The following is a 22727-nucleotide window of genomic DNA, read 5'->3' on the forward strand; positions in this document are numbered from 1 at the left end:
GAGTGCTTCATGGCGCAGGCGAAGGCAGCGGGGGAGCCCGGCGCCGGTGGCGCATCAGCATCTCGATCAGCTCGAAAAGCGCCTCGCTCAAAAGCGCCAGCGCCGCCGCCGGCAGTGCGCCCGCCACGAGCAACTCGCGGTCGTTGAGCGCCAGGCCGGTGACGATGCGTTCGCCGAATCCGCCCGCGCCGATGAAGGCCGCGATGGTCGCGGTGCCGATCGCGATGGCCGTGGCGGTCCGCACGCCCGCCAGCAGCGTGGGCAGTGCAAGCGGCAACAGCACCAGCCGCAGGTTCTGCCGCGGCGTCATGCCCAAGGCCGTGCCTGCGAGCCGCAGGCCGTCCGGGACTTCGGCCAGCCCGGCCGCGGTGTTGCGCATGATCGGCAGCAGCGAATAGAGCGTGAGCGCAATCAGCGCGGGCAGCGCGCCGATCGCGCCGAGCATCGAGATCAGCACCGCCAGCAGCGCGAGCGAGGGTACGGTCTGCAGCAGGCCCGCCAGGCCGAGCACCAATGCACGCAGCCGCACATGCGCGAACACCGAGATCGCGAGCGGCACGCCGATCAGGATCGCCACGCCCACCGACACCAGCACCAGCAGCAGGTGCTGGCGTGCAAGCGGCCAGAGGTCGGGGCCGAACAGCTTGGCGACGAAGCCGCGCCGCAGTTCCGAGGCCGGCGCCTGGGCGTTCGTGCCCTTCGCGGTCAGGAAGTCGCGCGCAATCGCATCGAAGGGCACGCTTTGCAGCTCGGCGCGTGCGTTCATGGCGATCATCGCGTGTTCGTCGATGCGGCCTTCGAGCGCCTGCAGCGCGGCCCAGGCGCGCGGCAGCCGCGACGGCAGGTCGAGCCGGTACAGCAGCACCGCGTCGTAGCGCGGGAAGTAGCGCTTGTCGTCCTCGAGCACGCGCAGGCCGAGGTGGTCGATCTTGGCATCGGTGGTGTAGATGTCGATCGCATCGATCTGCTTCGCGGCAATCGCGTCGTAGGCCAGGCCGTGGTCGAGGCCGGTCGGCGTCTGCGTGAAGCCGTAGCGCGCGGCCAGGCCTTTCCATCCGTCGGCGCGGCCGATGAACTCGTTCGACAGGCCGAGCTTGAGCGACGGATGCCGTGCGAGGTCGCTCAGCGTGCGCAGCCCGAGGCGCTCGGCATCGGCGGCGCGCACGGCGAGCGCATAGCCGTCGTTGAAGCCGAGCGGCACGGCCACGCCAAGGCCAAGCGGCGCGAGCGCCGCGTTCATTTCGTCGCGTGTCGCTGCCGGCGCACCCTTGAGGATCTCGAGCGCGATGGTGCCGGTGTATTCGGCATAGACGTCGATCGCGCCCGAACGCAGGGCTTCGTAGACGATGGCCGTGTTGCCCAGGCCCTGGCGCACCACGGGCGGCGACGCCGTGTGCGGCGCGGCCGTCTGCGCGATCAGCTCGGCCAGGATGTACGACTCGGTGAAGCGCTTGGAGCCCACGCGCAGCGACCCGGCGTCTTGCGCGGAAACCGCCAGGAGCGGCCAGATCAGCGTGAACAGAAGGATGGCGCGCAACAGGATGCGGCTTGGGCGTTGCATCGCGGGCAGTGTATCGACAGACCCGCAGGCCCGCCAATCTCCTACACCGCGTGGTGATCCGGCGCCCATGCGCTGCGGCGCGAGGCGAAGCATCATTAACAAATGAAAACTTCATCTGCGGCATCGGCCGAACCTCTACCCGCTGCCGACGTGCACGGCCTGCGCGAACTGCCCGGCGTCCGCGTCGAAGGCTACAGCCTGCAGTTGCGCGACAAGGACGGCTTCGTCGGCGACCAGGCGAGCCAGACGGCCTTCCGCGAACTGCTCGAACGCTGGCGCAAGCGCCGCCGCAAGAACGGCAAGGACCCACTCGGCAAGCTGCACTCGCGCGACATGAGCAAGAAGACGCTCGACCGCGTGCTCCGGGCGAAGAAGGGCTCGGAGGCCGGCGACGTCGTGGAGGGGGTGATCGAGGAGTTCACCGAAGAACTCGCCGAGGTGGTTCAGCGGTTCCTGCGGCAGCCCTCTTGGCAGAAGGTGGAGCGCATCGTCATCGGCGGCGGCTTCCCCGAAAGCGACGTCGGCGAGCGCGCGGTGCTGCAGACCGCAGCCATCCTTGAGGAGATCGGTCTGCACGTGCAGCTCGGCCGGCTGTCGCACAACGTGGACGACGGCGGGTTGATCGGCTGGGTGCACCTCGCGCCGCAGGCCATGCTGCGCCGCTACGACGCCCTGCTCGCGGTCGACATCGGGGGCACCAACGTGCGCTGCGGCATCGTGAAGACACGCTGGCAGAAAGCCCACGACTTCTCGCGCGCGGGCGTGGTGCGGCGCGAAAAATGGCGCCATGCCGACGAGGCCCCGAGCCGCAGCCTCATGGTCGAGCGCATCTCGGACATGCTGATGGACATGGTGCGCTACAGCGAGCGCAACAAGATCCGCCTCGCGCCGTTCGTGGGCATCGGCTGCCCTGGGCTGATCCGTCCCGACGGTTCGATCGCGCGCGGCGCGCAGAACCTGCCGGGCGACTGGGAGAGCCATGCGTTCCACCTGCCGACCGCCGTATGGCGCCGCATGCTCGCGCTGGGGTCGGACCCGATGCTGGTGCTGATGCACAACGACGCGGTGGTGCAGGGCCTGAGCGAGCTGCCTTTCATGCGCGACGTGAAGCACTGGGGTGTGTTGACCATCGGCACGGGCCTCGGCAATGTGAGCTTCACCAACACCGACGCGAAAGGCAGCGGGGTGTCCGTCAAAGCTGGAAAGCCACGGTGAGCAGCAGCCCCTCGGCCACGTCACGCACGAGGCCGGGGCGGCGCGCGCGGTAGGCCTCGCCGGCCGAGGCTGTGGTCTCGATCCATTCGGCGAGCCAGTCGATCTCGCGCGGGCCGTAGAACACCACGGCGGCTTCGTGGTTGAGCAGCAGGCTGCGCAGGTCGAGGTTGATCGAGCCGCAGAGGGCAAGGTCGTCGTCGACCACCACCGCCTTGGCATGAACCATGAACGGCAGCATTCGAAAGCTCGCGCCGGCTCGCGCGAGGTCGCGCATGGCGCGGGCGCGCACGAAGTCGGCGAGGCGATGGTTCGAGCGAGCGGGCATCGCGATGGTCACCTGCACGCCGCGCCGGGCCGCGAGCCGCAGCGCATCGCGCAGGCCGTCGCCGGGCACGAAATAGGGCGTCACGGCAAGCACGCGGTGCTCGGCGCGAAAGCACGCATCGATCAGCAGTGCATGCGCGGTGTCCTCGGTCTGGTCGGGGCCGCTCGGCAGGAACTGGGCCAGCGCGCCGCCCGCGCCTTCTTCGATCTCGTCGGCGGCGATGGCGCGTGCCTTGCGTCCGCGCACCGAGCGCCAGTCGTGGTCGAACTGGCGTGCCGCGGCGGCGGCCACGCTGCCGCGCAGGTCGAACGATAGGTCACGCCAGGCTTCGGGAAACTTGTCGCTGCCCGTGAAGTACTCGCCTGCGAGGTTGCGCCCGCCCGACCAGAGCCAGCCGTCGTCTGCGATGGTGAACTTGCGGTGGTTGCGCAGGTTGCGCGGTCCGAGGCGGCGCAGGCTGAAGAAGGGGCGGAACACCGCGACCTCGCCGCCGGCCTCGCGCAGGACGTCGAAGTGGCGGCGCGGCAGCGTCAGCGCGCCGAAGCCGTCGAGCAGCACGCGCACCCGGATGCCTTCGCGCGCGCGCGCGGCCAGTCGATCGATGACCGCTCGGCCCATCGCGTCGTCGCCGATGAGGAAGGTGCACACGTCGACGCGCTGGCGCGCGCCGTCGATCACCTGCCAGAGCGCCTCGCGCGCGGCCTCGCCGTCGGCATGGAAGCGCACCGCGCAGCGCCCCGGCGGCGCGAGGCCGAAGCTCTCGATGAGGTCGGCGGCCCAATGCCCGCGCGGCGCCGAGCGCGGCGGGCGCGGCGAGCCCGCGGGGCGCAGCTTGCGCTGGCCGAACAGCAGGTACATCGGCAGGATCAGGTAGGGCATGAGCACCAGCCCCATGACCCATGCGATGGCGGTGGTCGGCGCGCGCTGTTCGCGGCGCGCGCGCGTGGTCAGTATGTAGACCAGCAGTGCGACGGTGACCGCGAGGAAGTGCTGTGACGCGGAGGGCAGCCAGTCGAATGACGGAGTCGGCATGGCGCGATGATGCCCGAGGGCGCGCGCGCCGCGCCGATCAACCTTGCCAGAAAGAGGCCGTCTCGCGCCCCTCGGACACCAGGAACCGCATCATCGGATCGACCACTGCGCGCACCGCGGGCCGCTCGCCGACGCGGCTGCGCCAGGCCAGCAGGCGCGGCGTGTCGCCGGTCATGCGCGCACCCTTGCGGTCGGCAAAGATGCAGGCCATGTAGAACGCGATGTCGGCGAAAGAGTACGGCCCGGCCAGGTGGTCGCGCCCGGCCAGCAGGGCTTCCATCTCGCCGTAGTAGCGCGCGCAGGCGGCGCAGGCCGCGACAGCCGCGGCGCCCTGCATGTCATGCTGCAGGCCGAAGAGCTTGATCACGTTCGGAAAGAAGACCTCGTCCGACTTCTGCTCGAGCTGCCGCGCCCGGGCCCGCTCGGCGATGCCGCGGGGCCAGAGGGCGGTGTCGGGATACCGGTCTTCGAGGTACTCGAAGATCTGCGTCGAGTCGAACAGCGCGACCTCGTCGTCGACGAGCACCGGCACCTGCTGCTTGACCGGGTTGACGCGCAGCACCTCGGGATGCTTCGGCTCGTAGGCGTCGTCCTTGGTGAACGGCACCATCACGAGTTCGAAGGGAATGCCCTTTTCGAGCGCGGCGATCTGCACCTTCGCGCCGAACATGCTGAGGGGGCCTGAGTAGAGAGTGGTTGCCATGCCCTGACTTCAACAGAAATGCGTGGTCAGGTCGAGCCCCAGACCTCCTCGGCGGTCTCGACCACGAGCCGCAGCTTGGCGCGCTGCGCTTCCACGGCGATGTTGTTGCCGTGCACCGTGCTCGAGAAGCCGCATTGCGGCGACAGCGCGAGCTGCTCGAGCGGCGCGTACTTGGCGGCATCCTCGATGCGGCGCTTGAGCTCGTCCTTGTCCTCCATCTCGCCGAACTTGGTGGTCACGAGGCCCAGCACCACGGTCTTGCCCTTGGGCAGGAAGCGCAGCGGCTTGAAGTCGCCCGAGCGGGCGTCGTCGTATTCCATGAAGTAGGCGTCGAGGTCCATCTCCTTCAGCAGTGCCTCGGCGACCGGCTCGTAGTTGCCGGCGGCCGCGTGCGTGCTCTTGAAGTTGCCGCGGCACAGGTGCATGGCCAGCAGCATGCCCGGCGGCTTCTGCGCCACCACCTTGTTGATGAAGGTGGCATAGCGGTGCGGCAGTTCGTTCGGATCGTCGCCGCGCTTGCGGGCCGCTTCGCGCATGTGCTCGTCGCAGAGGTAGGCCAGGTTGGTGTCGTCCATCTGCACGTAGGTGCAGCCGGCCGCGGCCAGCGAGCGCAGTTCGTCGCCATAGGCCTTCGCCACGTCGTCGTAGAAGGTGGGATCGAGCTCGGGATATGCCTCCTTGCTGATGCCCGCGCGGCCGCCGCGGAAGTGCAGCATGGTCGGCGAAGGGATGGTCACCTTCGGCGTGCGGCCGGCCGACACCTGGCTCTTCAGGTACTGGAAGTCGGCGAGCTGGATGTCCTTGACGTGGCGCACTTTGTCGATCACGCGCATCGCGGGCGGCGCGAGCTCCTCGGTGCCGTCGGGCTTGCGGATCGTCACCGGGATGTCGGTCTTCACGCCGCCGAGCTGGTCGAGGAAGTCGATGTGGAAGTAGGTGCGGCGGAACTCGCCGTCGGTGATGCTCTTGAGGCCGATGTCCTCCTGGAACTTCACGATCTCGGTGATGGCCTTGTCTTCGACCTTGCGCAGTTCCTCGGGCGTGATTTCGCCCTTGGCGTTCTGCTCGCGCGCTTCGAGCAGGTAGCGGGGGCGCAGGAAGCTGCCGACGTGGTCGTAGCGGGCGGGCAGGGTGGCGTGCTGGGACATGGGGTTCTCCGTCGTGGCTGAAAAACGAATCACATCCTATCGCCTGGAGAAACAGATGATATGTATACAGTAAGGTAGGTATTTACCCTTTAATCGGCGCAAAAGGGCTGCAAATTCTTGCTGTTCTGTATACATTGGGTATCCATGAACACGTCCACCGCTGCCTTCCCCCTGAACGCCTGGTATGCCGCCGCCTACGACGTCGAGGTGCGCCACGCGCTGCTCTCGCGCACGGTCTGCAATGAGAAGATCGTGCTGTTCCGCCGCACCGACGGCCAGGTCGCCGCGCTCGAGGACGCCTGCTGGCACCGGCTGATGCCGCTGTCGATGGGCCGACTCGAAGGCGACGAACTGGTCTGCGGCTACCACGGCCTGGTCTACAACAGCCAGGGCCGCTGCACCCACATGCCGAGCCAGGAGACCCTGAACCCTTCGGCCTGCGTGCGCAGCTTCCCGGTGGTCGAGAAGCACCGCTTCGTCTGGATCTGGCCCGGCGACCCGGCCAAGGCCGACCCGGCGCTGGTGCCCGACATGCACTGGAACGACGATCCGGCCTGGGCCGGCGACGGCAAGATGATCCGCGTGGCCTGCGACTACCGGCTGGTGGTCGACAACCTCATGGACCTGACGCACGAGACCTTCGTGCACGGCTCGTCGATCGGCAACCGCGAAGTGGCCGAGGCGCCGTTCGTTGCCACGCACGGCGACCGCTCGGCCACCGTCACGCGCTGGATGGAGAACATCGAGGCGCCGCCTTTCTGGGGCGGCCAGATCCGCCATGCGCGCGGCCACACGGGCAAGGTCGACCGCTGGCAGATCATCCGCTTCGAGGCGCCCTGCACGGTCAACATCGACGTCGGCGTGGCCGAGGCCGGTAGCGGTGCGGTGCCGAAGGACGGGCAGCCCGGCGACCGCAGCAAGGGCGTGAACGGCTACGTGCTCAACACCATCACGCCCGAGACCGACAAGACCTGCCTCTACTTCTGGGCCTTCGCGCGCAACTACTGCCTTGGCGAGCAGCGGCTCACGCACGAACTGCGCGAAGGCGTGGCCGGTATCTTCCGCGAGGACGAGATCGTCCTCGAGGCGCAGCAGAAGGCCATCGACGCGCGCCCCGGGCACCAGTTCTACAACCTCAACATCGACGCCGGCTCGATGTGGGCCCGCCGGCTCATCGACCGCATGGTCGAGAGGGAGCGGCCCGCGCGCGCGGCGATCCCGATTCGCCCGGTCGACGAACGGAAGGCGGCATGAAGGTCGCGGCCATCTCGCCGGTCGTCGAACCCGGCGACACCGGCAGCTCGCAGGCGGTGAAGGCGCAGCTGCGGCTGCGCGAGATGATCCTCGCGGGCGAGCTGCCCGGTGGCGCGCGCATCGCCGAGGTGGCGGTCGCCGAGCAGCTCGGCGTGTCGCGCACGCCGGTGCGCAGCGCGCTCATGCGGCTCGAGCAGGAAGGGCTGCTCGAGGCGCTGCCCAACGGCGGCTATGCGGTGCGCACGTTTTCCGAGCGCGACGTGGCCGACGCCATCGAACTGCGCGGCACGCTCGAAGGGCTGGTCGCGCGGCTTGCGGCCGAACGCGGCGCGGCGCCCGTGGTGCTGCGCGAGGCGCAGGCCTGCCTCGACCGCATCGACGAGCTGCTGCGCGAGCCGGCGCTCGACGACGCGGCCTTCTCGCGCTACGTGACGCACAACGAGAAATTTCATGCGCTTCTCTGCGAGATGGCCGCGAGCCCGGTGATCGCGCAGCAGCTCGACCGCGTGGTCAACCTGCCGTTCGCATCGCCCTCGGGCTTCGTGATCGTGCAGGCCAATTCGCCCGCCGCGCGCGACATGCTCGTGATTGCGCAGGACCAGCACCGGCAGGTGCTCGACGCGATCGAGGCCGGCGAGGGCTCGCGTGCCGAGGCCCTGATGCGCGAGCACAGCCGCATCGCGCGGCGCAACCTGCGCGAGGCGCTGCACGGCACGCATGGCGCGGCGCAGCGCCCGCTGCCGGGCGTGCAACTGATCCGCCGGCGCGGTTGACCGGACGTTCCTTCTATTTCTTTCCTGTGGGTGTTCTTTCCCGATGAAAAGCGATCTTCAATGGATGCAGGCGCAGGTGGTGGCGCTGCGCGATGTCACGCCCACCGTGCGCGAGTTCGAACTCCGGCCCGAGACCGGCGCGGCCGGCACCTGGGAGCCGGGTGCGCACCTGCAGGTGCAGGTGATGACGGCGCAGGGCCGGCTGCAGACCCGGTCCTATTCGCTCGTGGGAGGGGGTGGGGCCGGCGGCGACAGCTGGCGCATCGCCGTCAAGCGGCTCGACGACGGCCGCGGCGGTTCGCTCGCGATGTGGCGCCTGGCCGTGGGCGACCGGCTGCAGGTGGGCACGCCGCAGAACCACTTTCCGCTCGACACCCGCGCAAGCGGCTACCTGCTCGTGGCGGGCGGCATCGGCATCACGCCGCTGGTGCTGATGGCCGAGCGGCTGGCGGCGCTGGCGCGCAGCGGCGGCGTGCCGCTGACCATGCTCTACGGCGCGCGGCATGCGGGCGAGTTCGCGTACGGCGACCGGCTGCGCGAGGCGCTCGGCGACGCGCTGGTGCTGCACGAAGGCGCTTCGCCGATCGACTTTGCGGGCGCCATCGCCGCGCTGCCGGCCGGCGGACAGCTCTACACCTGCGGCCCGGTGCCGATGCTCGAAGCCGTGAAGCGCGCCTGGCAGGCGGCGGGCCGCGCGCCGGCCGACCTGCGCTTCGAGACCTTCGGCAGCAGCGGCCGGCTGGCCGCGCAGGCCTTCGAGGTGCGTCTGCCGCGGCACGACCTGGCGATCACCGTGCCGCCCGACCGCACGCTGCTCGAGGCGCTCGAAGCGGCCGGCGTCGAGACGCTCTCGGATTGCAAGCGCGGCGAGTGCGGCCTGTGCGCCATGGACGTGCTGGCGGTTGACGGCGAGATCGACCACCGCGACGTGTTTTTGAGCGAGCACGAGAAGCAGGCCACGACGCGGATCTGCGCCTGCGTCTCGCGGGCGGTCGGCACGGTGACGCTCGACTCGTCGTACCGGCCGGACTGCTGAGCCGGCCGTTGCGCGATGATCGCGCAGCTGGTTTGTTCATCGCGCACAAACCAGCTTGCTGCGCGAGGCCTAGGTAGATGCCTGCCCCGCGTTCTGTTGCAAAGTGCACAAAATAGCGCGATTTCGCCATCTCGTCTCTCGAAGGAAACCCATGCAAAGACGCCACATCCTCCAGACCGCGGCCCTGACGGCGCTCGCCTTTTCCATGTCGCTCGCTAGCGCGCAGGGCAACACCTTCAAGATCGGGCTGATCCTGCCCATGACCGGGCAGCAGGCCTCGACCGGCCGCCAGATCGAGGCGGCGGCGCGGCTCTACATGGCGCAGCATGGCGACACCGTCGCGGGCAAGAAGATCGAGCTCATCGTCAAGGACGACGTGGCCACGCCCGACGTGACCAAGCGCCTGGCTCAGGAACTCATCGTCAACGACAAGGTGAGCGTGATCGCGGGCTTCGGCGTCACGCCGGCCGCGCTCGCGGCCGCGCCGCTCGCCACCCAGTCGAAGACGCCGCAGGTGGTGATGGCCGCCGCCACGTCGAGCATCACCGAAGCGTCGCCGTACGTCGTGCGCACGAGCTTCACGCTGCCGCAGGTGTCGGTCGCGATGGGCGACTGGGCGCCGAAGAACGGCGTGAAGACCGTGGTCACGCTGGTGGCCGACTACGGCCCCGGCAACGACGCCGAGAAATTCTTCACCGAGCGCTTCCAGCTCAACGGCGGCAAGGTGATCGAGAAGCTGCGCGTGCCGCTGCGCAACCCCGACTTCGCGCCGTTCCTGCAGAAGGTGCGCGACGCCAAGCCCGATGCGCTGTTCGTCTTCGTGCCCTCGGGCGCGGGCGCGGCCGTGATGAAGCAGTTCCTCGAGCGCGGCATGGACAAGGCCGGCATCCGCATGATCGCCACCGGCGACGTGACCGACGACGACCAGCTCAACGACATGGGCGACGGCGCGCTCGGCGTGGTCACCTCGCACCACTATTCGGCGGCGCATCCCTCGGCGCTGAACAAGAAGTTCGTCGAGGCCTTCCAGAAGGCGAACCCGAAGATGCGCCCCAACTTCATGGCCGTGGGCGGCTATGACGGCATGCGCGTGATCTACGAGGCGCTCAAGGCCACCAAGGGCCAGGGCGGCGGCGAGGCGCTGCTCGCGGCCATGAAGGGCCAGACCTTCGAAAGCCCGCGCGGGCCGGTGTACATCGATGCGCAGACGCGCGACATCGTTCAAGACGTCTACCTGCGCAAGGTCGAGAAGAAGGACGGGCAGCTCTACAACGTCGAGTTCGACGTGATCAAGGGCGTGAAGGACCCCGGCAAAGCCAAGTAAATACCGGGCGGGCAGCTCGGCTGCCCGCCTCCGGCGACTGCATCCATGCTCACCATTCTTTTCGACGGCATTGCCTACGGCATGCTGCTCTTCGTGCTGGCCGTCGGGCTCGCCGTGACGCTCGGGTTGATGAACTTCATCAACCTCGCGCACGGGGCCTTCGCCATGGCCGGCGGCTATCTCACCGTGTATGCGATGCAGAAGCTCGGCCTGCCGTTCCTGGCCTGCCTGCCGCTGGCGTTCGTCGCGACGGCGCTCATGGGCGCGCTGCTCGAACGCACGCTCTACCGGCCGATGTACGGCAAGCCGCACCTCGACCAGGTGCTGTTCTCGATCGGCCTGGCCTTCATGGCGGTGGCGGGCGTCGACTATTTCGTCGGCTCGTCGCAGCAGAACCTGCAGCTGCCCGAATGGCTGCGCGGGCGCACCGAGATCGGCGACGGCGCGCTGCTGCTCGGCATGGGTCACTACCGCATCTTCATCATCGCGGTGTGCGCGGTGCTCACCGTGGTGCTGCAGCTCATCCTCTCGAAGACCCGTTTCGGCAGCCGATTGCGCGCGGCGGTCGACGATCCGCGCGTGGCGGCGGGGCTCGGCATCAACGTGAACGTGGTGTTCCTGCTGACCTTCGCGGTCGGCTCGGGGCTGGCGGGGCTCGGCGGCGCGCTCGGCGCCGAGATCCTCGGCCTCGACCCGACCTTTCCGCTCAAGTACATGATCTATTTCCTGATCGTGGTGTCGGTCGGCGGCACCTCGTCGATCACCGGCCCGCTCGCGGCCGCGCTGCTGCTCGGCATCGCCGACGTGGCGGGCAAGTACTTCATCCCGAAGATGGGGGCCTTCACGGTCTACCTGCTGATGATCCTGATCCTGATGTGGCGGCCGCAGGGCCTCTTCACGCGCAAGGGAGGCAATCAATGAGCGTCCCCCCAGTCTTCGCGCACTTCGTGTCGCTTCGCCAACCCCCCTGCGGGGGGCAACACCAGCGGCCCGGCAAAGCCGGTTGCGCGGTGTTCCTCGCACGGATCGGAGAGTGAAATGAGCGCTCGCCATTCTGTTGCGGATAGCCAGCTGGCCTTGCTGCGCAAGGCGCGCTGGCGCCCGCTGGAGTTCGTGGTCTGGGCCGCGGCGTTCGCGCTGCCGCTGGCCATGCCTTCGCATTCGCTGCTGGTCAACGAGATCGTGATCGTCGCGCTGTTCGCGATGTCGCTCGACCTGATCCTGGGCTACACCGGCATCGTCTCGCTGGGGCATGCGGCGTTCTTCGGCTTCGGCGCCTATGCCGCGGCGCTGTTCGCCAAGCTCGTGATGCCCGACCCGATCGTGGGACTGTTGTTCGCCGTCGTGCTGTCGGCTGCGCTCGGCCTCGCGGCCAGCGTGACGATCCTGCGCGGCAGCGACCTCACGCGGCTGATGGTCACGCTCGGCACGGCGCTGCTGCTGCTCGAACTGGCCAACAAGCTCGACTGGCTGACCGGCGGTGCCGACGGCCTGCAGGGCGTGGTCATGGGGCCGGTGCTGGGCCGCTTCGAATTCGACCTCTATGGCCGCACGGCCGCGTGGTATTCGCTGTCGGTGATGCTGCTGCTGTTCCTCGTGATGCGCAGGCTCGTGCATTCGCCGTTCGGCGCCACGCTCAAGGCGATCCGCGACAACCGGCTGCGCGCCATGGCGATCGGCATTCCGGTGGTGTCGCGGCTCGCCGTGATCTACACCGTGGCCGCGGGCATTGCCGGCGCCGCGGGCGCGCTGCTGGCGCAGACCACCGGCTTCGCTTCGCTCGACGTGCTGGCCTTCGACCGCTCGGCCGACGTGCTGCTGATGCTCGTGATCGGCGGCGTGGGCTGGCTCTACGGCGGCGTGGCGGGCGCGATCGTCTTCAAGCTGCTGCAGACCTGGCTGTCGAACGTCACGCCGCAGTACTGGATGTTCTGGATCGGCCTGATCCTGGTGCTGCTGGTGCTGGTGGGTCGCGACCGGCTGCTGAAGCCTTGGGCCTGGCTCGGTGCCGGCCGGAATAAATCCAAGAAGGAGGGCGCCAAGGCATGACCGACACGGTGCTTTCCACAGAAGGGCTCGTGATGCGCTTCGGCGGCATCACGGCCACCAACAACGTCACGATGGAACTGCGGCGCGGTGCGCGCCATGCGCTCATCGGCCCCAACGGTGCCGGCAAGACCACGCTCATCAACCTGCTGACCGGCGTGCTGGTGCCGACCGAAGGCCGCATCGCGCTGCTCGGCGAGGACATCACTTCGCTCGCACCGCACAAGCGCGTGGCGCGCGGGCTGGTGCGCACCTTCCAGATCAACCAGCTGTTCGACTCGATGACGCCGCTCGAGACGCTCGCGCTCGTGGTGTCGCAGCACCGGGGCCTGGGCGCGGGCTGGTGGCGTCCGTTGGGCGCCGACAAGGCCGTGACCGCGCGGGCGTCGCAGCTGCTCGAACAGTTCCGCCTGGCCGAAGTGGCCGGGCAGCAGGTGAAGCACCTGGCCTACGGCAAGCGCCGGCTGCTCGAGATCGCGATCGCGCTCGCCTGCGAGCCGCGCGTGCTGTTGCTCGACGAGCCGGTGGCGGGCGTGCCCGCGGGCGAGCGCGAGGAACTGCTGCAGACCGTGGCCAACCTGCCCGCCGATGTGTCGGTGCTCCTGATCGAACACGACATGGACTTGGTGTTCAGCTTTGCCGACCGCATGACGGTGCTCGTCAACGGCACGCTGCTGACCGAGGGCGACCCCGAGACCATCGCCAACGACCCGAAGGTGAAGGAGGTCTACCTGGGCCACGGCACGGGCGCGGAGGCTGCGCATGTCTGAGCTGCTGTTGCGCATCGAGAACCTCAGCGCCGGCTATGGCGAGGCCGTGGTGCTGCACGACGTGGCATTTACGCTCGGCGAGGGCCAGACGCTGGCGCTGCTGGGCCGCAACGGCACCGGCAAGACCACGCTGATCAACACGCTTGCGGGCGCCACGCGCCAGCACGGCGGCGCGATCATGCTGGGCACGCAGGCGCTGCACAGGCTGGCACCGCACCAGCGCGCGGCGGCCGGCATCGGCTGGGTGCCGCAGGAGCGCAACATCTTCAAGTCGCTCACCGTGCACGAGAACCTCACGGCGGTGCAGCGAGCCGGCCAATGGACGCCGCAGCGGGTCTACGAGATGTTCCCGCGCCTGGCCGAACGCAAGGGCAATCTCGGCACGCAGCTGTCGGGCGGCGAGCAGCAGATGCTCGCGGTGGCGCGTGCGCTGGTGGTCAACCCGCGGCTGCTGCTGCTCGACGAGCCGCTTGAAGGCCTGGCGCCGATCATCGTCGAGGAGCTGCTGCGCGCCATTCGCCGCATCACGCAGGACGAAGGGCTGGCCGCGATCATCGTGGAGCAGCATCCGCAGGCGATCCTCGCGATCTCGGACCAGGCGGTGGTGCTCGACCACGGCACCATCGTCCACAGCGACAGTGCCGCGGCGCTGCGCGGACAGCCGCAGGTGCTCGAACGACTGCTGGGTGTGGCGCGGTAGCGCCGCGGCGAACAACAGGCAACTCCAAGGAGACAGCAGATGGCGATCCCCCAGACAGTTTTCCGCGGGGGCGCCATGCTGGCAGCCCTGGCCCTGCTCGCGGCTTGCGGCACGACCAGCGGCCCGCAGAGCCTCCCGCTCGGCAGCAACCCCGCGGCCGCGTGCGCGGCACTGGCGGCGCCGGTCGCCGCCTCGGCCATCGGGTTGCCGAGCGGCGCGGCGCAGATCGACTCTGCGACGCTCGTGCCGGCGGCCCCGCTGGCGGCGGCCGAGCGTGGGCCCACGCCCGCTGCGCGCATCACGCCAGCGACCCCGGCGCACTGCAGGCTGCTCGGACGCATCGCGCCGCTCGACGCGAGCGCGCCGCCGATCCTCTTCCAGGTCAACCTGCCGCTCGCATGGAACGGCCGCAGCGTGCAGTACGGTGGCGGCGGTTTCAACGGCACGCTGATCACCGGCCTGGCGCTGGTGCCGGGCGCGCGCTTCGAGCTGCCTTCGCCGCTCGCGCAAGGCTATGTGACCTACGGCACCGACTCGGGCCACCAGAACGTCGCGGGCCAGCCGCCCCAGGCCTTTGCGCTCAATGACGAAGCGCTGGTGAACTTTGCGCATGCCTCGTACAAGAAGGTGCGCGACGTGGCGGTCGCGCTGATGCAGCGCGCCTATGCGCAGGCGCCGCGAAAGCTGTACTTCGTGGGCAGTTCCGAGGGCGGGCGCGAGGCGCTCACGATGGCGCAGCGCTATCCGAACGATTTCGATGGCATCTTCAGCCGCGTGCCGGTGATCAACTGGACCGGTCTGCAGCATGCGGGCACGCGCAACGGTATCGCCACCTTCGGCGAAGGCTGGCTGCGGCCCGCGCAGGTGCAGCGGGTGCACGACGCGGTGCTCGCCGCCTGCGATGCCGCCGATGGGGTGGCGGACCGCATCGTGTCCAACCCCGTGGGCTGCCTGCAGCGCTTCGACCCCGCCGGCCTGCGCTGCGCGGCGGGCACGCGCGGCGACGACTGCCTCAACGATGCGCAGGTGCAAGCGGTGCGAACCTTGCACTCGCCGTGGCGCTCGCCCGTGCCGCTCGCGAATGGCGTGGCCGAGTATCCGGGCTGGGGCATCGGCGGCGAAGCGACGCCCGCGTTCGCGGCCACCGGCGGATGGACCGCGTGGTGGACCGGCACGGCCGCGCCCAGCGTGCCGCCGCAGCCGGCCAACGGCATCGCGTGGTTCTACGGCAGCGGGGCGCTGCAGTATTTCTATGCGCGCAATCCGTCGCTCGACGTGCGCAACTACCGTGCGGAAGACTTCGCGGCCCGCATTGCCGCCGTCTCGCAGCTGATGGATTCGACCAACCCCGATCTCGCGGCCTTCAGCGCACGCGGCGGCAAGCTGCTGATGCTCGAGCACATGGCCGACTACGCGCAGAGCCCGTTCGCCGGCATCCAGTACTACGAATCGGTCGTGGCCCGCATGGGCCGCGGCAACGTGGACCGCTTCATGCGGCTCTACACCGCGCCCGGCGTGGACCACGTGGGCAGCGGTGCGCCGGCCAACGTCGACATGCTCGCCGCGCTCGTCGACTGGGTCGAGCGCGGGCGCGCGCCGGCCGGACTGCAACTCGCCGAGCAGGAGGTGCAGCCGCCGTTCAGGACGGTTCGCGCACGGCCCTTGTGCGAATGGCCGCTGTGGCCGCGCTACACGCGCGGCGATGCGGCGCTGGCGTCGAGCTTCGAGTGCAGCAGGTAGCGCGCGCCGCGAAGCAGCTCAAGCGCCCGCATCGCGCTCCGCCGCGCATTGTTCGAGGTGCGCGACCAGCAACTGCGCCGAGGGCGACAGCGTCGCTTCGTCGCGAAAGCAGATCGCGAAGCGGCGGCGGGCCCAGGCGTCGGCGAGCGGCATCAGGCGCAGGCCGTAGGTGTCGGTGAAAGGCTGCGCCACTTCGGCCGGCACCACGCTGATCGCAAGCCCGGCGCGCACCACGCGCAGCGCGGCATCGAAGTTGGACACGAGCACGCGGTACACCAGCGGCTTGCCGGCCACCGCCGCCTCGCGCGCGAGCATCAGCTGCACCGCGCTGAGCGCGGGCATGCCGACGAACTCGTGGTGGAGCACCTCCTCGAAGCGAAGCGGACCCGGCCGCGCTGCGGGATGCGAAGGGTGCGCGACGATCGCGAGGTGGTCGCTGCGGTAGCTGCGCCACTGCAGGCCTTCGAGGTCGGCCGCGTCCCAGCACAGGCCGATCGAGGCGCTGCCCTCGCGAATGCCGCGCACGATCTCGGGGCTGACGCGCTCTTCCATGTCGACGCGGATGTTCCGGTGCGCGGGGTTCTGCAGGAAGTTCGCCACGTCCTCGGCCAGTGACTCGGCCAGTGCCGAGGCCGACGCGAGGATGCGCACATGGCCGCGCGCGCCGCCCGCATAGGCGGCCATGTCGCGTTCGATGCGGCGGGCGCTGCCGAGCATGGCGCGCGCATGTTCCAACAGCGTCTCGCCGGCCGGCGTGGGCGCCACCCCGCGGCGCTTGCGCACCAGCAGCGGCGTGCCCACCGCGTCTTCGAGCTGCGCCAGGCGCTTGCTGATGGCCGAGCCGACGATGCTGGCCTGCTCGCCGGCGCGCGCGATGCTGCGGGTTTCGCAAACAGCCACGAAGAGCCGCAGCGTGGTGAGGTCGAGGTCTCGCATGATGTTCCTGTTCGGAATCGAACGCCTTCCGAAATGTACCTTCTGGATCAGATTGGCACTTCTAAGATCGGCGCATTCCCTCACGACGGAGACAGACACCTTGATCCACGCCTTCCTGCCGCCGCGCGCGGTCGTCCGCGAAGTGGGCCTGCGCGACGGCCTCCAGAGCATCGCCCGCGTGCTGCCCACCGCCCGCAAGCTCGCATGGATAGACGCGGCGCACGCCGCGGGGCAGCGCGAGATCGAGGTCGGCTCCTTCGTGCCGGCGCACCTGCTGCCGCAGCTCGCCGACACGGCCGAGTTGCTCGCGCATGCGAAGACGCTGCCGGGGCTTTTTGCCTCGGTACTGGTGCCCAATCTGAAGGGCGCGGAGCGGGCGATCGCGGGCGAGGCCGACCTGATGGTCGTGCCGCTTTCGGCCAGCCATGCGCACAGCCTCGCCAACCTGCGCAAGACGCCCGACGAAGTGGTCGCGGAGGTCGGCCGCATTCGCGCCGCACGCGATGCGGCGGGCGCGAAGACGCTGATCGAGGGCGGCGTGGGCACGGCCTTCGGCTGCACGCTGCAGGGCCATGTCGACACCGACGAGGTGCTGCGCCTGATGCAGGCACTGCTCGATGCGGGCGCCGACCGCGTGAGCCTCGCCGACACCGTGGGCTATGCCGATCCTGCGATGGTGCGCAGCCTGTTCGAGCGCGCGCTGCGCATGGCCGGCGACCGGCTCTGGTGCGCCCATTTCCACGACACGCGCGGGCTGGGGCTGGCCAACGTCTATGCCGCACTTGAAGTCGGCATCACGCGCTTCGACGCCTGCCTGGCGGGCATCGGCGGCTGTCCGCATGCACCCGGCGCGAGCGGCAACGTCGACACCGAGGACCTCGTCTTCATGCTCGAGCGCATGGGCGTGGCGACCGGCGTCGACCTGCCGCAGTTGCTCGCACTGCGTGCGCGCGTGGCCGAGTGGTTGGACGGCGAGACCTTGCAGGGCACGCTCTGGCGCGCGGGCTTTCCGAAGACCTTCGCGCCTGCCGAAGGCATTGCGGCATGAGCGCGGAGCAGGCCAGGCCGTTGCCGCTCGCGGGCATCCGCGTGGTCGAGTTCACGCACATGGTCATGGGCCCGACCTGCGGCATGGTGCTGGCCGACCTGGGCGCCGAGGTGATCAAGGTCGAGCCGATCGAAGGCGATCGCACGCGCCACCTTCTGGGAGCGGGCGCGGGCTTCTTCCCGATGTTCAACCGCAACAAGAAGAGCATCGCGCTCGACCTGCGCCATCCGCAGGGGCTCGAGGCGGCGCTGCGCCTGTGCGTCGGTGCCGACGTGGTGGCGCAGAACTTCAGGCCCGGCACCATGGACAAGTACGGCCTCGGCCATGCCGCGCTCGCGAAGCTCAATCCGCGGCTGGTGTATGTCAACCACACCGGCTTCCTGCCCGGGCCGTACGAGCACCGCACCGCGCTCGACGAAGTGGTGCAGATGATGGGCGGGCTCGCCTACATGACCGGGCGGCCCGGCGATCCGCTCCGCGCCGGCACCAGCGTGAACGACATCATGGGCGGCATGTTCGGCGCGATCGGCGCCATGGCCGCGCTGATGCAGCGCGCGCAGACCGGCGAGGGGCAGGAAGTGAACTCCGCGCTGTTCGAGAACAACGTGTTCCTGGTCGGCCAGCACATGCTGCAGTACGCGATCACGGGGCAGCCCGCGGCGCCGATGCCCGAGCGCATCTCGGCCTGGGCGCTGTACGACGTGTTCACCGTGAAGGACGGCGAGCAGATCTTCCTGGCCGCGGTGAGCGACGCGCAATGGGTGGTGTTCTGCGACGCGCTCGGCTTCGACGACCTCCGGAACGACCCGGCGCTGCGCACCAACAACGACCGCGTGCGGCTGCGGCCGACGCTGCTCGCGGAACTGCGCAGCCGGCTCGCCGACCGGCCCGCGGCCGAGCTGTCGGCGATCTTCGAGGCGCGCGGCCTGCCGTTCGCGCCGATCACGCGGCCCGAGGACCTCTACGACGACCCGCACCTGAAGGCCACCGGCGGCCTCGCGGACATCCGCCTGCCCGACGGCGAGCGCGCGGGCGAAGTGGCGCAGACCACGCTGTTCCCGATCACGCTGGGCGGTGAACGGCTCGGCGTGCGACTCGATCCGCCCACGCTCGGCGAGCACACGCGCGAGCTGCTGGCCGAACTCGGCTACGCCGACGCGCAGATCGCGGCGATGCAGGCCGAGCGCGCCGTCGCCTGATTTCTTTCCAGAACCACAAGAGAGACAAACAGACCATGCACACCACTTTCTTTGCAATGCGCCGCCGCGCGGTGTTGGGCCTTGGCGCCTCGGCTGCCGGGCTGGCCGCTTTTCCTTTGCTTCCCGCGCTGGCGCAGGGTTCCGACAAGCCGATCCGCCTGATCCTGCCGATCAGCGCGGGCTCGGGCGTCGACGCCATCGCGCGTGCGGCGTCGGTGGCGCTCGGCAAGGCTTTCGGCCAGCCTGTGGTGATCGAGAACCTGCCGGGTGCGGGTGGCATCACCGGCACCTCGGCCGTGGTCAAGGCCGCGCCCGACGGGCTCACGCTCGGCATGGTGTCGAACAACCACGTCATCAACCCGGCCGTCTACAGGAAGATGCCTTTCGACCCGATCGGCGACGTCACGCCGATCAGCGTGGTGGGCGCGACGCCGCTGGTGCTGGCCGCCAATCCGAAGCTGCCGGCGAAGAACGTGCGCGAACTGGTCGCACTGCTGCGCGCCAAGCCCGATGCCTACAACTACGCATCGTCGGGCAACGGCACGATCATCCACCTGGCCGGCGAGATGTTCCTCGAGGAAGCGGGGGTCAAGGCGCGGCACATTCCCTACAAGGGCACCGGCCCGATGGTCACTGACATGATCGCGGGCCAGGTCGAGATCGGCGTGATCGCGCTGCCCGCGGTGCAGCCGCACCTGAAGAGCGGGGCGCTGCGCGCCATCGGCCTGTGCGGACCTGCCCGGTCGCCCGCCGCGCCCGACCTGCCGACGATCGCGGAGCAGGGGCTGCCCAACTACACCGTCGAGGGCTGGTTCGCCGTGATCGGGCCGCCGAAGATGCAGGCCGCCGACATCCAGCGGGTACACGACGCCGTGGCCGCCGCCTTCGCAAGCGCCGAGGTGCGCGAGGCCATGGACAAGCAGGGCAACATCGTCAAGCCCACCACGCCCGAGCAGGCCGCGGCGTATTTCCGCAGCGAGGCCGCGCGTTATGCGGCGCTGGTGAAGAAGGCGAACGTGGTGGTCGAATAGCGCGGCTCAGTGGGCGCTGGTCAGTTTGAGGCCCAGGATGCCTGCGACGATGAGACCAACGCAGACCAGCCGCGCCGCATTGGCGGGCTCGTGGAACAGCACGATGCCGAGCGCCACGGTGCCAACCGCACCGATGCCGGTCCACACCGCATAGGCCGTGCCCACGGGCAGCGTGCGCATCGCCCAGCCGAGCAGCACCACGCTGAGCACCATCGAGATGGCAGTGCCGACCGAGGGCCACAGCCGCGTGAAGCCCTCCGTGTACTTGAGACCGATGGCCCAGCCCACTTCGAGCAGACCCGCCACGAACAACACGATCCACGCCATGCGCGCTCCTTGAAAAAAAGTCGAGCCAGTTCCGTAACAGTCCCAACCCAGTGCACCGGTGGAACCGGCTTTGCCGGGCCACCGGGTGCGCCCCCCAGTGGGGGAGGCGGCTACACGAAGTGAGCCGCTTCGGGGGGCGTCATGGTTTCACTGCGCGGTACAAGGCGCGCACGAAGTCCGACTGCGTGATCATGCCGGTGAGCCGCTTTTCATGGTCGATGATGGGGATATGGTGGTGCCCGCCCTCGGAGAACAGCGGCACGAGATCGACCACCGGCCGGTCGGCGCTGGCCACGCGCACCTGGCGCGTCATGATCTGGCCCACCACCTCGGGCTTGTTCGAGACCACCGTGCGCGTGGCGCGGATCAGGTCGCGCAGGCGCCCGGCGATGCCTTCGTGGTGATCGAGATCGAGCTGGCGGAAGAAGTCGGCCCGCGTCACGATGCCGACCACGCGGCGCGTGCGGTCGGTCACCGGCAGTGCCTTGATCTGGCGCTGCTTCATCAGCATCCAGGCTTCCTGCAGCGGCGTGCCGAACTCCACCGAGATCGGGTCGGGCGACATGATGTCCCGGCAGTGCAGCGTGCCGAGCCGGCGCTTGTACGACTCGAGCTCGGTCTGCTGGATCAGCGATTCGAGGTCGTCGCGGCTGATGTCGAGCACCTGGTTGTAGCGCGCCAGCACCGCGTCGATGTCGGCCTGGCTGAAGCGCGCGTCGCCTGCCTCGGCGGAGGGCGGCCGGGCGACATGCGGATAGCGCCGGCCCGTGAGGCTGTTGTAGGCCGCGCCCGCGAGCACCAGCAACAGCGAGTTGACGAACGCCGGAAAGAAGGCGGCCGAGAAATCGGTAGTGTGGGTGAGCACCGCGAGCAGCGCCGCCGCACCGCCCGGCGGATGCAGGCTGCGCGTGGCGAACATCAGCCCGATGGCCAGGCCCACGCCGGCGGCCGCGGCCCAGGCAGTGTCGGGTATCCAGCGCACGCAGGCGATGCCCACGAGCGTCGAGAGCGTGTTGCCCATGAGCACCGACCAGGGCTGCGCCAGCGGGCTGGCGGGCACCGCGAACACCAGCACCGCGCTGGCGCCCATGGGCGCGATGAGCCAGATGCTGTGTCCGGTGAACGGCGCCATCCAGCGGCAGATCAGCGCGGTGATCAGCAGGCCCACGCCTGCGCCAATGGCTGCGCGCATGCGCTCGCGTGCATCGACGGCGTTGCGGCCCGGCAGCCAGGCACGCGCATAGGAAACAAGGGTGGAGACTTGCATGGATGCGATGGGCTCAGACCTCCGCGGCCACCATGCGGCCGATCTCGGGCCAGCGCCGGTGCAGCCAGACCCAGGCCACCAGCCCGATGGCGAGCATGAGGATCGAAGTGAGCGCGAGGGCCAGCGTTGAATGCATGACCAGCGGTGCGATCACGCCCGCGACGACGCCGTTCGCAGTGGAGCCGATGACCGCCTGCAGCGACGAGGCCATGCCGCGGCGTTCGGGATGCAGGTCGAGCACCAGCAGCGTGACCACCGGCACCATCAGCGCCCAGCCGAAGGCGAACACGGCGATCGGCCACAGCGCCCAGGCCGCATGCGGCTCGAACAGCGCATTGGCGACCACGTTGACCACGGAAGTCAGCAGCATGATCAGGAAGCCGTCGCGGATCTGCCGCTTGGGCGCGACCTTGCCCGCCATGCGGCCGCTGGCCCAGGCGCCGGCCATGATGCCGCCGATGCTCAGCAGGAAGAACCAGAAGAACTGCGTGGGCGCGAGCGCGAGATGGTCGCCGAGAAAGGCGGGTGCGGCGAGCACGTACAGGAACATGCCGTTGAACGGCACGCCGCTCGCGAAGGCGAGCAGCACGAAGCGCGGATCGGAGCACAGGTCCCGGTAGCCGCGCATCAGGTGCCGCACCTGGAAGGGCTGGCGCTGGCTCTGGTGCAGCGTCTCGGGCAACAGCTTGTAGTTGGCCACGAACAGGATCACGCCCACCGCCACGAGGAACCAGAAGATCGCATGCCAGCCCGCATGCACGAACAGGAAGCCGCCGACGATCGGCGCGATGGCCGGCGCCACGCCGAAGTAGATGGTCACCTGGCTCATCACGCGCTGCGCATCGGCTGGCGGGAACATGTCGCGGATCACCGCGCGCGAGACCACGATGCCGGCGCCGGTCGACAGGCCCTGCAGGCCACGGAACAGCACCAGCTGCGCGATGTTCTGCGACAGCGCGCAGCCCAGCGAGGCGAGCGTGAACACCGCGAGGCCCCACAGCACGACGGGCCGGCGCCCGAAGCTGTCCGACAGCGCGCCGTGGAACAGGTTCATGAACGCGAAGCCGAACAGGTAGGCCGAGAGCGTCTGCTGCATTTCGGCCGGCGTGGCGCCGATCGATTGCGCAATGCCCGAGAAGGCCGGAATGTAGGTGTCGATCGAAAAGGGGCCCAGCATGCCCAGCACCGCGAGCAGCACGGCCAGCGCCCAGCGCGGGGCTTGCCAGAGTTTGGCTGCGTCTGGATTCATGGCGATTGATCCATTCTTCTTATTTGCGTGGCACAAAAGGGAA

21 protein-coding genes are annotated in these 22727 nt (G+C 69.3%); 13 read left to right on the forward strand and 8 right to left on the reverse strand.

Annotation, left to right across the window (positions count from 1 at the left end; all coding sequences use genetic code 11):
• Nucleotides 1–7: 7 nt before the first annotated feature.
• Nucleotides 8–1561, reverse strand: a complete 1554-nt coding sequence (locus AC3A6R_RS01230; protein WP_487863533.1) for an ABC transporter permease/substrate-binding protein — start codon at nucleotides 1559–1561, stop codon at nucleotides 8–10.
• 102 nt (nucleotides 1562–1663) lie between these two features.
• Here AC3A6R_RS01230 and AC3A6R_RS01235 point away from each other — a divergent pair, with 102 nt between their 5' ends.
• Nucleotides 1664–2776 (forward strand): ROK family protein, encoded by a 1113-nt coding sequence (locus AC3A6R_RS01235; protein WP_487859907.1) that lies wholly within the window; start codon nucleotides 1664–1666, stop codon nucleotides 2774–2776.
• Here AC3A6R_RS01235 and AC3A6R_RS01240 read toward each other — a convergent pair.
• The 3 genes from AC3A6R_RS01240 to AC3A6R_RS01250 are packed head-to-tail and all read right to left on the reverse strand — an operon-like array spanning nucleotide 2754 to nucleotide 5984.
• Nucleotides 2754–4133 carry a phospholipase D-like domain-containing protein gene (locus tag AC3A6R_RS01240; protein ID WP_487863534.1) on the reverse strand — a complete coding sequence of 460 codons (1380 nt, stop codon included), beginning with the start codon at nucleotides 4131–4133 and terminating at the stop codon, nucleotides 2754–2756. The genes AC3A6R_RS01235 and AC3A6R_RS01240 overlap by 23 nt on opposite strands.
• Before the next feature lie 37 nt (nucleotides 4134–4170).
• A complete protein-coding gene (locus tag AC3A6R_RS01245) occupies nucleotides 4171–4836 on the reverse strand; it encodes a glutathione S-transferase family protein (protein WP_487863535.1) in 666 nt (221 codons plus the stop codon).
• Nucleotides 4837–4862: 26 nt separating this feature from the next.
• Entirely contained in the window at nucleotides 4863–5984 is a 1122-nt protein-coding gene (locus AC3A6R_RS01250; RefSeq protein WP_487863536.1) for a 5-methyltetrahydropteroyltriglutamate--homocysteine S-methyltransferase, read from the reverse strand.
• A 144-nt stretch (nucleotides 5985–6128) separates the two neighbouring features.
• On the opposite strand from AC3A6R_RS01250, the gene AC3A6R_RS01255 reads away from it, so the two are divergent.
• The 9 genes from AC3A6R_RS01255 (at nucleotide 6129) to AC3A6R_RS01295 (ending at nucleotide 15627) form a co-directional block, all read left to right on the forward strand.
• Nucleotides 6129–7238, forward strand: a complete 1110-nt coding sequence (locus tag AC3A6R_RS01255; protein WP_487863537.1) for an aromatic ring-hydroxylating dioxygenase subunit alpha — start codon at nucleotides 6129–6131, stop codon at nucleotides 7236–7238.
• Nucleotides 7235–8011 carry a GntR family transcriptional regulator gene (locus tag AC3A6R_RS01260; RefSeq protein ID WP_487863538.1) on the forward strand — a complete coding sequence of 259 codons (777 nt, stop codon included), beginning with the start codon at nucleotides 7235–7237 and terminating at the stop codon, nucleotides 8009–8011. The genes AC3A6R_RS01255 and AC3A6R_RS01260 overlap by 4 nt, the downstream gene beginning before the upstream one ends.
• 43 nt (nucleotides 8012–8054) lie before the next feature.
• On the forward strand, nucleotides 8055–9047 hold the full coding sequence (locus AC3A6R_RS01265; RefSeq protein ID WP_487863539.1) for a PDR/VanB family oxidoreductase: 993 nt from the start codon (nucleotides 8055–8057) through the stop codon (nucleotides 9045–9047).
• A 151-nt stretch (nucleotides 9048–9198) separates the two neighbouring features.
• Entirely contained in the window at nucleotides 9199–10371 is a 1173-nt protein-coding gene (locus tag AC3A6R_RS01270) for an ABC transporter substrate-binding protein (protein WP_487859914.1), read from the forward strand.
• Between the two features lie 45 nt (nucleotides 10372–10416).
• Complete coding sequence (locus AC3A6R_RS01275; RefSeq protein WP_487859915.1) at nucleotides 10417–11292, forward strand: branched-chain amino acid ABC transporter permease; 876 nt, start codon at nucleotides 10417–10419, stop codon at nucleotides 11290–11292.
• A 117-nt stretch (nucleotides 11293–11409) separates the two neighbouring features.
• Nucleotides 11410–12420 (forward strand): branched-chain amino acid ABC transporter permease, encoded by a 1011-nt coding sequence (locus tag AC3A6R_RS01280; protein WP_487863540.1) that lies wholly within the window; start codon nucleotides 11410–11412, stop codon nucleotides 12418–12420.
• Nucleotides 12417–13187 (forward strand): ABC transporter ATP-binding protein, encoded by a 771-nt coding sequence (locus AC3A6R_RS01285; protein ID WP_487863541.1) that lies wholly within the window; start codon nucleotides 12417–12419, stop codon nucleotides 13185–13187. The genes AC3A6R_RS01280 and AC3A6R_RS01285 overlap by 4 nt, the downstream gene beginning before the upstream one ends.
• Entirely contained in the window at nucleotides 13180–13887 is a 708-nt protein-coding gene (locus AC3A6R_RS01290) for an ABC transporter ATP-binding protein (RefSeq protein WP_487863542.1), read from the forward strand. The genes AC3A6R_RS01285 and AC3A6R_RS01290 overlap by 8 nt, the downstream gene beginning before the upstream one ends.
• Before the next feature lie 39 nt (nucleotides 13888–13926).
• A complete protein-coding gene (locus AC3A6R_RS01295; RefSeq protein WP_487863543.1) occupies nucleotides 13927–15627 on the forward strand; it encodes a tannase/feruloyl esterase family alpha/beta hydrolase in 1701 nt (566 codons plus the stop codon).
• Between the two features lie 18 nt (nucleotides 15628–15645).
• Here AC3A6R_RS01295 and AC3A6R_RS01300 read toward each other — a convergent pair whose 3' ends face one another.
• A complete protein-coding gene (locus tag AC3A6R_RS01300) occupies nucleotides 15646–16563 on the reverse strand; it encodes a LysR family transcriptional regulator (protein WP_487863544.1) in 918 nt (305 codons plus the stop codon).
• Nucleotides 16564–16663: 100 nt separating this feature from the next.
• On the opposite strand from AC3A6R_RS01300, the gene AC3A6R_RS01305 reads away from it, so the two are divergent.
• The 3 genes from AC3A6R_RS01305 to AC3A6R_RS01315 are packed head-to-tail and all read left to right on the forward strand — an operon-like array spanning nucleotide 16664 to nucleotide 19841.
• Complete coding sequence (locus AC3A6R_RS01305) at nucleotides 16664–17611, forward strand: hydroxymethylglutaryl-CoA lyase (RefSeq protein WP_487863545.1); 948 nt, start codon at nucleotides 16664–16666, stop codon at nucleotides 17609–17611.
• A complete protein-coding gene (locus tag AC3A6R_RS01310) occupies nucleotides 17608–18810 on the forward strand; it encodes a CaiB/BaiF CoA transferase family protein (protein ID WP_487863546.1) in 1203 nt (400 codons plus the stop codon). Before AC3A6R_RS01305 ends, AC3A6R_RS01310 begins: the two co-directional genes overlap by 4 nt.
• A gap of 56 nt (nucleotides 18811–18866) precedes the next feature.
• A complete protein-coding gene (locus tag AC3A6R_RS01315) occupies nucleotides 18867–19841 on the forward strand; it encodes a tripartite tricarboxylate transporter substrate binding protein (protein ID WP_487860054.1) in 975 nt (324 codons plus the stop codon).
• 6 nt (nucleotides 19842–19847) lie between these two features.
• Here the strand turns inward: AC3A6R_RS01315 and sugE are convergent, their stop codons facing one another.
• From sugE to AC3A6R_RS01330, 3 genes are all read right to left on the reverse strand, one after another.
• A complete protein-coding gene (gene sugE, locus AC3A6R_RS01320; RefSeq protein WP_487859923.1) occupies nucleotides 19848–20168 on the reverse strand; it encodes a quaternary ammonium compound efflux SMR transporter SugE in 321 nt (106 codons plus the stop codon).
• Between the two features lie 139 nt (nucleotides 20169–20307).
• Entirely contained in the window at nucleotides 20308–21435 is a 1128-nt protein-coding gene (locus AC3A6R_RS01325; RefSeq protein ID WP_487863547.1) for an HPP family protein, read from the reverse strand.
• A 13-nt stretch (nucleotides 21436–21448) separates the two neighbouring features.
• A complete protein-coding gene (locus AC3A6R_RS01330; RefSeq protein ID WP_487859925.1) occupies nucleotides 21449–22684 on the reverse strand; it encodes a multidrug effflux MFS transporter in 1236 nt (411 codons plus the stop codon).
• Between the last annotated feature and the right edge of the window lie 43 nt (nucleotides 22685–22727).

The organism is Variovorax sp. Soil_C_19 (genome assembly GCF_057657255.1).

Bases quoted from the DNA above. Each gene is read 5' to 3' on its own strand.
- AC3A6R_RS01230 (WP_487863533.1), bottom strand. From the start codon at position 1,561: ATGCAACGCCCAAGCCGCATCCTGTTGCGCGCCATCCTTCTGTTCACG.
- AC3A6R_RS01235 (WP_487859907.1), top strand. From the start codon at position 1,664: ATGAAAACTTCATCTGCGGCATCGGCCGAACCTCTACCCGCTGCCGAC.
- AC3A6R_RS01240 (WP_487863534.1), bottom strand. From the start codon at position 4,133: ATGCCGACTCCGTCATTCGACTGGCTGCCCTCCGCGTCACAGCACTTC.
- AC3A6R_RS01245 (WP_487863535.1), bottom strand. From the start codon at position 4,836: ATGGCAACCACTCTCTACTCAGGCCCCCTCAGCATGTTCGGCGCGAAG.
- AC3A6R_RS01250 (WP_487863536.1), bottom strand. From the start codon at position 5,984: ATGTCCCAGCACGCCACCCTGCCCGCCCGCTACGACCACGTCGGCAGC.
- AC3A6R_RS01255 (WP_487863537.1), top strand. From the start codon at position 6,129: ATGAACACGTCCACCGCTGCCTTCCCCCTGAACGCCTGGTATGCCGCC.
- AC3A6R_RS01260 (WP_487863538.1), top strand. From the start codon at position 7,235: ATGAAGGTCGCGGCCATCTCGCCGGTCGTCGAACCCGGCGACACCGGC.
- AC3A6R_RS01265 (WP_487863539.1), top strand. From the start codon at position 8,055: ATGAAAAGCGATCTTCAATGGATGCAGGCGCAGGTGGTGGCGCTGCGC.
- AC3A6R_RS01270 (WP_487859914.1), top strand. From the start codon at position 9,199: ATGCAAAGACGCCACATCCTCCAGACCGCGGCCCTGACGGCGCTCGCC.
- AC3A6R_RS01275 (WP_487859915.1), top strand. From the start codon at position 10,417: ATGCTCACCATTCTTTTCGACGGCATTGCCTACGGCATGCTGCTCTTC.
- AC3A6R_RS01280 (WP_487863540.1), top strand. From the start codon at position 11,410: ATGAGCGCTCGCCATTCTGTTGCGGATAGCCAGCTGGCCTTGCTGCGC.
- AC3A6R_RS01285 (WP_487863541.1), top strand. From the start codon at position 12,417: ATGACCGACACGGTGCTTTCCACAGAAGGGCTCGTGATGCGCTTCGGC.
- AC3A6R_RS01290 (WP_487863542.1), top strand. From the start codon at position 13,180: ATGTCTGAGCTGCTGTTGCGCATCGAGAACCTCAGCGCCGGCTATGGC.
- AC3A6R_RS01295 (WP_487863543.1), top strand. From the start codon at position 13,927: ATGGCGATCCCCCAGACAGTTTTCCGCGGGGGCGCCATGCTGGCAGCC.
- AC3A6R_RS01300 (WP_487863544.1), bottom strand. From the start codon at position 16,563: ATGCGAGACCTCGACCTCACCACGCTGCGGCTCTTCGTGGCTGTTTGC.
- AC3A6R_RS01310 (WP_487863546.1), top strand. From the start codon at position 17,608: ATGAGCGCGGAGCAGGCCAGGCCGTTGCCGCTCGCGGGCATCCGCGTG.
- AC3A6R_RS01315 (WP_487860054.1), top strand. From the start codon at position 18,867: ATGCGCCGCCGCGCGGTGTTGGGCCTTGGCGCCTCGGCTGCCGGGCTG.
- sugE (WP_487859923.1), bottom strand. From the start codon at position 20,168: ATGGCGTGGATCGTGTTGTTCGTGGCGGGTCTGCTCGAAGTGGGCTGG.
- AC3A6R_RS01325 (WP_487863547.1), bottom strand. From the start codon at position 21,435: ATGCAAGTCTCCACCCTTGTTTCCTATGCGCGTGCCTGGCTGCCGGGC.
- AC3A6R_RS01330 (WP_487859925.1), bottom strand. From the start codon at position 22,684: ATGAATCCAGACGCAGCCAAACTCTGGCAAGCCCCGCGCTGGGCGCTG.